This is a genomic window from Caulobacter sp., from assembly GCF_039596335.1.
Lineage (GTDB): Bacteria > Pseudomonadota > Alphaproteobacteria > Caulobacterales > Caulobacteraceae > Caulobacter.
In genome coordinates, this window is the sequence record NZ_JBCNJZ010000002.1 from 510,846 (window position 1) to 521,273 (window position 10,428).

Sequence of the window (10,428 nt, forward strand, 5' to 3'; positions counted from 1 at the left end):
GGATTCGCGGCATTTACTATGGAATCTCGGCGAACGCCGTTGCCATAACGCGTTCGGCGTGGTTTTTAAGGCTAACTGAGCCGCCGACTAAAAGTTTCAGTTTCCAAGGCACGGCGGCCTACGCGTCACAATCCTAGTCTATTAACTCTGTTTACGTGCTCTTGCGGGCGGTCCCCGCGCGCAAGTGTGTTCTTCTGGGTACGGTTCAGCCTAGAAATCCACGATAAAGCGTAAACCGGGCTGGAGCATTCGTTTACGTTGTCCTAAAGGGACGCCGTTCAATTGGAGGGAGCAGTCATGGCTTCTCGTCACATCCGCGCTATCGCCGTCAGCCTGGCCGTCGCGCTCGCGCCGATGGGCGCTGGCAGTGTCCTGGCTCAAACGCGCGCCGCTCCGACGGCGACGTCGCTGCAAGGCACCATTCAAGCCGCCGCCCGCTCGGCCGCCGCTCAGCCGGGCTTCGCCCGTCTGACCGCCCAGCAGAAGGCCGCCGCCATCCAGGCCGCCGTCGCTGGCGCCCTGGCCGGCACCGGCGCCTCGTCGGAAGTCATCGCCGCCGCCCTGGTGCAAGCCGTTCAGGCTGGCACGGTGAGCGCCGGCGTGGCCATCCAGGTCACCGCCCAGGTGGCTCCGGAAATGGCTCAGCAAGTGGCTTCGGCCCCGGCCGTCACCGCTCAGCTGGCCGCCACCGGTCAGTCGGCCACCGTCACCCAGACGGCTTCGACCGATGGCGCTGGCGCCCCCAGCGTTCTGGTCAGCCTGCAAGGCGCCGCCTCGACGGCGGCTGCTGGCGATGCGGGTGCTGGTACCGGTGGTGCTGGCGGCACCGCCCCGGTTACGCCCGCGCCGTACGATCCGTGCGCCGGCGTGGTCGCGGCTTACTGCGGCAACTAACTAGCTAACAGTCTCGGGGCGGACCGGCGCGTCACGACGCGCGCTGGCCGCCTCCTCCTGGTGGGGATACCTCAATGCGACTCCTAACGTGCTCGGCCATTGCGGCCTGCATCGCCTTTACTGCGCCGCAAGTTGTTCAAGCGCAGGATCTCGGCTCCAACTTCAAGCGCGACAAGAACGTCAGCGTCCGTCAGCGCCCGCGCCCCGACTACGAGGCGACCGGCCAGAAGACGGGCGGCTTCACCGTCTATCCGCGCGTGACCGTGGACCTCGAGCACAACGACAACATCTATGCTCAGGCCACGGGCAAAGAGAGCGACACCATCTGGCGCGTGAAGCCTGAACTGGCCGTGCGTTCGGACTGGTCGCGTCACGCCCTGGGCTTCTTCGCGGGCGGCAACGTCATCCGTTATTCGGATAACAAGACCGAAAACGCTGAAGAGTACACGCTGTCGGCCAACGGTCGCATCGACATCGCTCGTGGTTCGAACATCACCGGTTCGGTCCAGACCCAGCAGCTGATCGAGCCGCGCACGAACCCGACGGCCCCGACGGCCGCGGGCAAGCCGGTCGAATATGACCTAACCCAGGGCAATGTGGCCCTGACGAAGGAATTCAACCGCCTGCGTCTGGTCGGCCGTCTGCAAGGCAAGGACTTCGACTACAACGACGTCCCGAACCGCGTTGGTACGGCGATCATCGATCAAGACTTCCGTGACCGGAAAGAGTTCTACTACGGCGGCAAGGCCGAGTATGCGGTGAGCCCGGACACGGCCTTCTACGTGTCGGCGACCGGCAACAAGCGCGAGTACGACAACAACGCCGTGGCCACCGACCGCACCTCGGACGGCTACGTCGTCGGGGCCGGCGTCAACTTCGACGTCTCCGAACTGATGCGCGGTGACGTTCAGGTCGGCTACATGAAGCAGTCGTACGACAACCCCCTGTTCGCCGACATCGACGGTTTCAGCGCCGAGGGCCGCCTGGAGTGGTTCCCGACCCAGCTGACCACGGTCGGCCTGAATGGTTCGCGCTCGATCGAAGAATCGACGGCGCCGGGTTCGCAAGGCTTCATCTCGAACAACATCGGCGCGTCGATCGACCACGAGCTGCTGCGTAACGTTCTGCTGTCGGCCGCCTACACGCACGGCAAGGACAACTACAAAGGTATCGATCGCGACGACAAGCGCGACAACTTCTCGGCGACGGCGACCTATCTGCTGAACCGCCGCGTTGGCCTGTTCCTGACCTACAACTACCTGAAGCAAGAGTCCTCGGGTAACCCGGTTCAGCGCGGCGCGTCGTTCAAGGTGAATAAGATCGCTGCTTCGGTCGCCCTGCAGTTCTAAAGAACGACCTGCAGTTCTAAGAACGTCCACGAAACGGCAAGGTTTGCCGAATACGAGAGTACCTATGGACGGCTCCGGTTTTGAAACTTCGAACGCTCCGGTGAAAGACACCGGAGCGTTATCTTTTGACCTGAACATCGTGATCGCGACGTTCCGGCGGCGCTTCCGGCTCTTCGCAGCCGTGGCGGTGGTGGTGTTCGCGGCGGTGGTGCTGTTCACCCTGCAGCAGACGCCCAAATATACCGCGATGGCTCAGGTGATGCTGGACGTCCGCAAGGAACAGGTCACCGACATGAACGCGGTGCTCTCGGGCCTGCCGGCGGACTCGTCTGTCGTTGACACTGAGGTTGAGGTTCTGAAGTCGCGCTCGCTGGCCGGGCGCGTCGTCAAGGACCTGAAGCTTGACCAAGATCCCTACTTCAACCCCTATCTGCCCAAGGCGAAGGGCGCGACGGCCTGGCTATCGTCGCTGAAGCAGGCGGCTGCACCGACGGCGACGACTGATCCGATCGAAATGCAGCGCCGGAACGAGCGGATCGTCGACGGTGTGCTGAGCGGCCTGAAGGTTCGCCGCGCGGGTCTGACCTACCTGATCTCGGTCGAATACACCCATACTGATCCGAAGCGCGCTGCCGATCTGGCCAACGCCTTCGCCAATCTGTACCTGACCGAGCAGCTGGAAGCGAAGTTCGACGCTACGGCCAAGGCCAATGAGTGGCTCGACACCCGCGTCGCCGAACTGCGGGGCCAGGTCCAGCAGGCCGACGCCGCGGTGCAACAGTACAAGATCGCCAACAACCTGCTCAGCGCCCAGGGCGCCACCCTGACCGAGCAGGAAATCTCCGGCCTCAACCAGCAGCTGGCGCTGAGCCGGGCTTCGCAAGCCGAGACCGACGCCCGCCTGGCGATCGCTCGCCAGCAACTGGCGCGCGGCAGCACCGGCGAGGATGTCGGCGAGTCGCTGAACTCGCCGGTCGTTCAGCAACTGCGCAAGCAACGTTCCGAAAAGAGCGCTCAGGTCGCCGATCTGAGCGGTCGCTACGGCGAACGTCACCCCGACCTGCTCAAGTCCAAGCGCGAGTTGGCCGACATTGACGTGCAGATCCAGGCCGAAATCCGCCGGATCATCTCGAACCTCGAGGCCCAGGCCCAGGTCGCCCGTCAGCGCACCGGTTCGGTCGCGGGCAGCGTCTCGGCGTCGAAGGGTACGCTGGCTGGCAACAACCGCGCCGCCATCGGCCTGGCCGAGCTGGAGCGCAAGGCCGAGTCGGTCAAGACGCTGTACGAAAGCCTGCTGGCCCGCTTCAAGCAAACCACGGCCCAGGACGGCATCGAGCAGGCCGACGCCCGCGTGGTGTCGCCGGCCAAGATCCCGACCAATCCCAGCTATCCCAAGCCGTCGCTGAACCTGGCCCTGGGCCTGGTCCTGGCGCTGGGTGCGGGCGTGGCGGCGATCGTCCTGGCCGAGATCCTGATGGCCGGCCTGTTCACCGAGGACGAGGTCGAGCGCCGTCTGGGCCTGCCCTATCTGGGCGCCGTGCCCAGCCTGGGCACCACGGTCGACGACGCCAAGACCCTGAAGGGTCTGACGCCGCCGGACTACCTGCTGGCCAAGCCGCTCTCCAGCTTCGCCGAAAGCCTGCGCAAGCTGCGCGCGTCGATCCTGTTCTCCAAGGTCGGCGAGACGGTGAAGGTCATCGCGGTCACCTCCTCCCTGCCGGGCGAAGGCAAGACCACCACGACCTTCTCGCTGGCCCGCACCCTGGCGACCTCGGGCGCCAAGGTCATCGTCGTCGACTGCGACCTGCGCCAAAGCGCCATCAGCCAGTTCCTGAAGGAGCCAGCCCAGGTTGGTCTGCTGGAAGTGCTGAACGGCGTCGCCACCCTGGACCAGGCGCTGATCAACGACGAAAGCGGCGCGCACATCCTGCCGCTGGCCAAGTCGGCCTACACGCCGCGTGACGTCCTGGGTTCGGCGGCCATGCACCGCCTGCTGCAGGAACTGCGCAATCGCTACGAGATCGTGCTGCTGGACACCGCGCCGCTGTTGGCCATCGCCGACACGCGGATCCTGGCGCCGCACGCCGACGCCGTGGTGATGCTGGTTCGCTGGAAGAAGACCCCGGTCAAGGCCGTGCAGTCGGCCCTGGCCCTGCTGCAAGGCACCCGGGCGTTCATCGCCGGCGTGGCCCTGACGCAGATGGATCTCAAGGCCCAGTCCCGCTACGGCTACGGCGACTCCTATTATTACTACGCCAACTATCGAAAGTACTATGCGGACTAGGACGCGAACGGGCGAGGGCGCGCCGTCGCCCGGAGCATCCAGAAGTCGAAAACTACAAGCTTCTGAGGGCGCCGCTATCGGCGCCCTCGTCGCGTTGGCGCTGATCGAGGTCGTGGCCTTCGGCGCCAGCGACGTGGCGGTGGCCTCGGTGTTCGCCGCCCTTCACGCCCTGTTCCTGGTCGGTCTGCTGGCCAGCTGCTCTTGGGCGCGCAAGGTCCCCAGCGTGCTGATCACGCCTTGGCCCGGCCTGATGTTCGCCGCCTTGATCGTCGCCGTCTGCTGGGCCCTGACACCGTTCGGTCCCGGCGGCGCACACCCTGTCTGGACCTATCTTGGTGATGGGCAGGGCGCGATCACCGTCGACCGCTCCTCGCTGCTCCTCAATGTCGTGCGCCTGCTGGGCCTGGCCTGCATGTTCCTGGCCGCACGCATCATCGGTGCGTCCGAGACCCGTCGACGCGCGCTGATCTGGTGGCTGGTGCTCGCCCTGGGCGCCTTCGCGGCACTGGCCATCATCAATCACGTCAGCTTCCGACCGAAATCCCGCCTGGTCGCCACGCTGCTCAGCCCCAACAGCGCCGCGACCTTGATGGGCGTGGGCCTGGTGTTCTCGGTGATGTTCTTCTCCCAGGCCCTGCAGCGCGCCGGCGGCTCGTTCCGTCTTGAGCGCCTGGGCCTCGACGCCAGCCTCAGCCTGGGCGTGTCGGCGGTGTTCGCCGTCGCCCTGGCCCTGACCGCCTCGCGCGCGGGGGTCTTCTCGACCGTGATCGGCTTGGCCGTGCTGCTGACCTGGCAGGTGCTGGCACAAGGCCGGAAGATCCGGGCTATCGCCATCATCGGCGGCGCCGCCGCTCTGCTGGTGGTGATCGGCGTGGCCATGCGCAGCGCCGAGCTGACCGCTGCCCGTCTCGAGAACCTCGAGAACGATGTCGCGGTGCGCCAGCAGATCTTCGGCGCCCACTGGCAGGCGTTCCAGGCCTCGCCCTGGTTCGGCTTTGGTCTGGGCTCGTTCCCGGTCGTCAACCAGATGATCGTCACGACCGAGAACCTGCGCGTGTTGTTCGACGTCCGCGCCACCCACAACCTCTATCTCCAGTGGCTGGAGGAGGGCGGCGTCGTCGGGGCGCTGTTCATGGCCGCCTGGCTGCTGACCGCCCTGTGGCGCGTGGCCGTCGAAGGTCTCAAGCCGGGCACCGCCGGCGGGCTGGCGCGCGCCGCCATCGCCGCGACCTTGGTGGTGCTGCTGCATGGCCTGTCGGATTTCGCCGTCCAGGTGCCGGCCCTGCAGGCGCTGTTCGCTCTGGGCCTGGGCGCAATGACCGCCGTGGCGCCGTCGCGCCGGCCGGGCGCCAAGTCCGCCGACTGGAGCACGCCCGCCTTCGCCGGCGTCGTGCTGGTGCTCGCGACCCTGTTCGCCGCGCCGCTGGCGGTCTCGCGGTTCGGCGGCGATCTCTCGGCCCTGCCGACCGCCTCGGGCGAGGTTCTTGCCACGCGCATCGAGGCGGGCCTGGCGACCAAGACCACCGACCGCAAGGCCCTGGATCATCTGCTGGCGCTCAGTCGCCGCGAGACGGCGCTGCGTCCCGGCAATGGCGGCGCCTGGCTGCGCCTTTCCGCCGTCCAGTTCCAGCGCGGCGAGATCGACGCCGCGAGCGCCGCCCTGGAGCATTCGCTGTCGGTCGCGCCGCTGCAGACCAGCCTGTTCGTGGCTCGCACGCGTCTCGCCTATGAGAACTGGCCCGACCTGACCCAGGCCGCGCGCGACCAGGTGATGTATCAGGCGCGGGTGGAGTACGGCCGGTCCGGCGGCGAACGTCGCCTGACGGCCTTGGCCAACAGCATCCAGAACCGCTCGGGTCGCATCGGCCTGGCCTTCCTGATCGTCGGCGAGCGCGCCGCCAAGGCGGCCCTGGCGCCGGCGCCGTAAGGCCCCTCAGTAGGCGTTCTCGGCGACCAGCAGACTGGGGATTGTCAGGAGCACGATCTTGGCGTCTTTCAGGATCGACCAGGTCTGGATGTAGTCGATATCGGCCTGGACCCGTTGACGCATGGCCTCGACGGTCTGGGTGCCGCCCCGCAGGCCCTTGACCTGGGCCCAGCCGGTCAGGCCCGGTCGCGTCCGATAGCGCGAGTAGTATTCAGGGATGCGCGCGCCGTAATAATCGTCATGGGCGGCGGCGTGCGGCCGCGGGCCGATCATCGACATGTCGCCGCGCAGCACGTTCAGCAGCTGTGGCAACTCGTCGATGCTGGTGGCGCGCAGCAGCTTGCCGATCCGGGTCACGCGGGCGTCGCCCCGCTGCGCCTGGGTCAGCTCAGGGCCATCCTCGCGGCAGTGCATGGTCCGCAGCTTCAGGATCTGGAACCGCCCGCCGTCCAGGCCGCCGCGCGTCTGGCGGAAGAGGGCTGGGCCGGGCGACTCCAGCTTGATCAGCAGGGCCGCTAGCAACAGCAGGGGAGCGAACAGGGCCAGCAGCAGCGCCGAGGCGACGATGTCGAGCGCGCGCTTGCGCAGGTCTAGCGCCACCTTGGGAAGCGGCGCTCTGATCTTGGGCGCGAGCAGCTCGGGATATGATCCCCCGTCCACCAGATGACCCTCTAATTTTCCCCACCTGTCAGAGGCTGTTTCCCAGTTCTGACGGAAAAAACGCTACTCCAAACATTCAGAAGCGTCGCGCGGAAAAAGCGACAACAACCGGAAATATCCTTAATAGGAAATAGACTCTGTTATTTCATCACCGATTAGCGGCGTCGCGATACATCAGTCTCATCAGGAGTGAGATCGATGATCGACGCCGAAATGACCTTCGTATCCGTGGACGCCGCCGCTCCGGCGCGCGCCAAGCGCATGGCCCCGCTGCTAGGCCTGGGCCTGGCCGCTGTGTTGTCCGCCGGTCTTTGGACTGGTCTGGTCCTGACGGTGTCGCGCCTCTTCTAGGCGCCGCTTCAGACCCTGAACGCCTTAACGGCCCGCTCCCAGCCCGGAGCGGGCCGTTAACGTATGGGCGCTACCGCGCGCCATGCCGGCTTGCGCTAAACCAAAAGGCCCCGGACTTTCGTCCGGGGCCTTTTGGTCTTCAGGAGGCGCGCCCGCGATCAGGCGGTCGTCCACAGGGCGGTGCCGGGCACCTGGCGCTGGACCCAGCGATAGTTCAGGTCTTCCCAGGGCGTGGCCCACGGGGTCAGGTTGTCCAGAACCCAGTCGCCGGTCTTCAGCGAGATCATCAGCACCGCGTGGCTTTCGCCGCGGGCGGTGACGGCGACGGCCAGCGACAGGGCGCTTTCCGGCACGCCGGCGGCGACCAGCTGGCGGCGCTTCTCCAGCGCGTAGTCCTCGCAGTCGCCATACATCTTGCCGTCGATGACGCGCGGCAGCGACCAGTACTCAGGCATGCCGTACAGGTCCATGTCGCTGGCCTTCTTGACCTCGCGATTGACCGACTGGTTGACGACGTTCAGCAGCTTCAGCTGGTCGCGCTCGGTGCGGGCGGCCCACTGGGTCGACGCCGGAGCGGTTTCGACGGCCGGAGCGGCGCGCAGTTCGCCGGCGGGGACGAAGCCCTCGACCGAGGCGAACGTGAAGGCTTCGACCGTTTCGATCGTGATGAAGCGCTGGTCATCGGCTTCCTGCTCAACGCTAGCCATGGCGGCCTCGAAACGCTGCTGGGCGGTGGCGCCGATCGACGAGGTCGGCGTCAGGGCCGCCGGGGCGGCGATGCCCATCAGGGCCAGCTGGCTGGTCGGCAGGCCGCAGGTTTCGGTGTCGCGGCGGCACAGGTCGGCGAAGCCGGCCGGAGCGCCCACGCCTTGGCCGCGCGGCTGGAACGGCATGCTGCCGGCCTGGGCGCTGGCGCCGATCATCATCGCGGCGGCGCTGATGACTCCGATAACAATGTTGCGCGTCTTGAACATGACGACCCCGCTGTGTTCGTGGGGCCAGTATTCATTCGCGCTGCCAATTTGAGCTGAATTTAGATGGTTTAATTCGAATGTTCGGTGATGGTAATTCTCGAATTAACTCAAATGACGACCTAATTTACTTGGTAAATTCGCCAAGAACGATCGTGCTAAATTAAAGGTTAATACTCGACGGCGCCGTTGAACTACGCCGCCAGCTAAGGCAAAATCGCAGAACTGGTCCCGGCGCGGCGTCGCCATACTGGCGAGCGTGATGTTCAAGTCCCTGTTCCGTCCCAAGCAGCAGACCCGCAAGGCAGCCTCCACTGACGGCCGCGTGGTTTACGCCGTCGGTGATGTCCATGGCCGGCTGGACCTGCTGGACGGCCTAGTCGCGCGGATGACCGAGGACTTCCAGGCCCTGGGTCGTCCGGACAAGCCGGTGCTGATCATGCTGGGCGACTATGTCGACCGCGGCGCCCAGTCCGCGGCGGTGATCGACCGCCTGATCACCCTGGGCGGTCAGGCCCGGGACGGCCACTTCGACTTCCGCGCCCTGATGGGCAACCACGAGGAGACGCTGCTGCACTTCCTCGACGACCCGATGGCCGGGCCGTCGTGGGTCGAGTACGGCGGTGGCGAGACCATGGCCTCGTACGGCGTGCAGCGGCCCGTGGGCCGCGCCGAGCCCGAGGTTTGGGAGCAGACGCGCCAGGCCTTCCGCGCGGCCTTCCCGCCGGCCCACGAGACCTTCCTGCGACAATTGGAACTGATGGTCGTCTATGGCGACTACGTGTTCGTCCACGCCGGGGTGAAGCCGGGTCTGCCGCTGGAGCGCCAGGTGGCCGCCGACCTGCTGTGGATCCGCAACGAGTTCCTCGACAACCCGCATGGCCTGAAGGCCACGGTGGTTCACGGCCATACGCCGACTGAAGAGGTGTTCATCGGTCGGCAACGGATCAATGTCGACACCGGCGCCTATGCGACCGGCTTGCTCACCGCGGTTAGACTTGACGGTGGCGAGCCCAAGATCATTCAGTTCAGTAAAGCACGCGCCGCCTAAGGCTTTGCCTTGTTCATCTCGCGGTCACGTGCGATGTGGCAATTCAACTTCCGGGTCTGGTTCCTGTTAGGATGAGAAGCTTCGCCATGATCGGTGTTTCGAAAATTTCGCGCGCCTTTGCGATGATGCTGCTGGCCGCATGCCTCATGCTTGGCGTCGCCGTCGCTAATCCCGCGCGCGCCCAACAGGCGGCGATCGGCGGCGCGCCGGTCACGGCGCCGGCCCAGTCGATGGATTATCTGCTCGGCCCGGCGGACAAGGTCCGGATGACGGTCTATGGCGAGCCTTCGCTGTCGGGCGAATTCTTCGTCAGCGGCAGCGGCCTGATGTCCCTGCCGCTGATCGGCGAGATCAAGGCCGGCGGCATGACCGTGGGTCAGTTCCAGCTCGCCGTGCAGAAGGCCCTTAGCGACGGCTATCTGAAGGATCCGCGCGTCAACGCCGAGGTCCTGACCTTCCGCCCGTTCTACATCCTGGGCGAAGTCGAGAAGCCCGGCACCTATCCCTACACCTCGGGCCTGACGGTCCTGAACGCTGTGGCCACCGCCGGCGGCTTCACCTACCGCGCCGACAAGCGCACCGTCTGGATCAAGCACAACGGTGAGACCTCGGAAGTGAAGGGCGAGCTGACGCCCTCGATCGTGGTCGCGCCGGGCGACACCATCCGCATCGGCGAGCGCTTCTTCTAAGAACTGGCCTATTAGCGAGTACAACAAGGCCCGGCGGAGCAATCTGCCGGGCCTTTGTCGTTCAGGATCTGGAGAGGCGTCCGACGCCGGCGACGGGGCCACTTCCAGCGATGTCTTGAGGAGAATGGCGCACCCGACACGATTCCGGTCGGGGCGGTTCTGGGCGTCGGAGTTGCGGCTGTCGTCTTCGCTCATGGCGGGGCTCGTCGGCGTCGAATGGACTGTCGCGGGACCGGCCGCAGGGCGATGGCA

At 66.0% G+C, this 10,428-nt stretch carries 9 protein-coding genes; 7 read left to right on the plus strand and 2 right to left on the minus strand.

What is annotated here, in order from left to right:
• The first annotated feature begins 297 nt into the window (after positions 1 to 297).
• From ABDW31_RS06505 to ABDW31_RS06520, 4 genes are all read left to right on the plus strand, one after another.
• Positions 298 to 894: a hypothetical protein gene (locus ABDW31_RS06505; protein ID WP_184715659.1), complete on the plus strand. Its 597-nt coding sequence runs from the start codon at positions 298 to 300 to the stop codon at positions 892 to 894.
• Between the two features lie 74 nt (positions 895 to 968).
• Entirely contained in the window at positions 969 to 2,243 is a 1,275-nt protein-coding gene (locus ABDW31_RS06510; RefSeq protein WP_184715661.1) for a porin, read from the plus strand.
• Between the two features lie 64 nt (positions 2,244 to 2,307).
• Entirely contained in the window at positions 2,308 to 4,527 is a 2,220-nt protein-coding gene (locus ABDW31_RS06515) for a polysaccharide biosynthesis tyrosine autokinase (protein ID WP_184715663.1), read from the plus strand.
• A gap of 94 nt (positions 4,528 to 4,621) precedes the next feature.
• On the plus strand, positions 4,622 to 6,454 hold the full coding sequence (locus ABDW31_RS06520; protein ID WP_343698433.1) for an O-antigen ligase: 1,833 nt from the start codon (positions 4,622 to 4,624) through the stop codon (positions 6,452 to 6,454).
• A gap of 6 nt (positions 6,455 to 6,460) precedes the next feature.
• On the opposite strand, the gene ABDW31_RS06525 is transcribed toward ABDW31_RS06520, so the two are convergent.
• Entirely contained in the window at positions 6,461 to 7,114 is a 654-nt protein-coding gene (locus ABDW31_RS06525) for a sugar transferase (protein ID WP_184715667.1), read from the minus strand.
• 198 nt (positions 7,115 to 7,312) lie between these two features.
• On the opposite strand from ABDW31_RS06525, the gene ABDW31_RS06530 reads away from it, so the two are divergent.
• Positions 7,313 to 7,465: a hypothetical protein gene (locus ABDW31_RS06530; RefSeq protein WP_184715669.1), complete on the plus strand. Its 153-nt coding sequence runs from the start codon at positions 7,313 to 7,315 to the stop codon at positions 7,463 to 7,465.
• Between the two features lie 158 nt (positions 7,466 to 7,623).
• On the opposite strand, the gene ABDW31_RS06535 is transcribed toward ABDW31_RS06530, so the two are convergent.
• Complete coding sequence (locus tag ABDW31_RS06535; RefSeq protein WP_184715671.1) at positions 7,624 to 8,439, minus strand: transglutaminase-like cysteine peptidase; 816 nt, start codon at positions 8,437 to 8,439, stop codon at positions 7,624 to 7,626.
• Between the two features lie 259 nt (positions 8,440 to 8,698).
• Between ABDW31_RS06535 and ABDW31_RS06540 the strand changes: the two genes are divergently transcribed.
• Together ABDW31_RS06540 and ABDW31_RS06545 are read left to right on the plus strand one after the other, a co-directional pair.
• Entirely contained in the window at positions 8,699 to 9,487 is a 789-nt protein-coding gene (locus tag ABDW31_RS06540) for a metallophosphoesterase family protein (RefSeq protein ID WP_184715673.1), read from the plus strand.
• A gap of 86 nt (positions 9,488 to 9,573) precedes the next feature.
• Positions 9,574 to 10,176: a polysaccharide biosynthesis/export family protein gene (locus ABDW31_RS06545; protein ID WP_184715675.1), complete on the plus strand. Its 603-nt coding sequence runs from the start codon at positions 9,574 to 9,576 to the stop codon at positions 10,174 to 10,176.
• Positions 10,177 to 10,428 lie beyond the last annotated feature (252 nt).

Excerpts from the sequence above, each read along its gene's own strand:
- ABDW31_RS06515 (WP_184715663.1), top strand. The coding sequence starts at position 2,308 with ATGGACGGCTCCGGTTTTGAAACTTCGAACGCTCCGGTGAAAGACACC.
- ABDW31_RS06530 (WP_184715669.1), top strand. The coding sequence starts at position 7,313 with ATGATCGACGCCGAAATGACCTTCGTATCCGTGGACGCCGCCGCTCCG.
- ABDW31_RS06540 (WP_184715673.1), top strand. The coding sequence starts at position 8,699 with ATGTTCAAGTCCCTGTTCCGTCCCAAGCAGCAGACCCGCAAGGCAGCC.
- ABDW31_RS06545 (WP_184715675.1), top strand. The coding sequence starts at position 9,574 with ATGATCGGTGTTTCGAAAATTTCGCGCGCCTTTGCGATGATGCTGCTG.
- ABDW31_RS06505 (WP_184715659.1), top strand. The coding sequence starts at position 298 with ATGGCTTCTCGTCACATCCGCGCTATCGCCGTCAGCCTGGCCGTCGCG.
- ABDW31_RS06510 (WP_184715661.1), top strand. The coding sequence starts at position 969 with ATGCGACTCCTAACGTGCTCGGCCATTGCGGCCTGCATCGCCTTTACT.
- ABDW31_RS06535 (WP_184715671.1), bottom strand. The coding sequence starts at position 8,439 with ATGTTCAAGACGCGCAACATTGTTATCGGAGTCATCAGCGCCGCCGCG.